This window comes from Haloferax sp. KTX1, assembly GCF_902410085.1.
Lineage (GTDB): Archaea > Halobacteriota > Halobacteria > Halobacteriales > Haloferacaceae > Haloferax > Haloferax massiliensis.
In genome coordinates, this window is sequence record NZ_CABPRH010000172.1 from 1 (window position 1) to 451 (window position 451).

Below are 451 nucleotides of genomic sequence, written 5' to 3' on the forward strand. Positions count from 1 at the left end.
CACTGACCCAGATCGCGAAGGCGTGAAATTTGAGGTTCGAAGAGGGAATTTAAAAGCATACAACCTAAGTGAGGGCGAATGCAGCCTCCTTGCGTTCTGCTATTTTGTAGCCAGCTTGGAAGGCACCGAATCACAAGGAAAGGATTTAATTATTTATATTGATGACCCTGTTTCAAGCCTTGATAGTGATCATATATTCTTTGTTTATAGCTTAATTCACGGGTTGATCACTAACCCAACTATTGATCAGAATGGATCCAAAAAAGATCGATATAAGCAGCTTTTCATTTCCACACACAACCTCGATTTTCTAAAATTCGCAAAACGACTTCCAAAACCAGGTCATGGAGGAAAGGGCCACTTTATAATAGAAAGAAGTGGCTGTGGCAGCATTATAAAACCTATGCCACATTACCTGCGACAATATGTGACTGAGTTTCACTACCTATTC

The 451-nt window shown here is 40.4% G+C and carries 1 protein-coding gene; it reads left to right on the forward strand.

Annotated features, from left to right (window positions below; genetic code table 11):
* A partial coding sequence (locus FY251_RS23805; RefSeq protein ID WP_148416917.1) for an AAA family ATPase occupies window positions 1-451 on the forward strand: 451 nt, incomplete at both ends.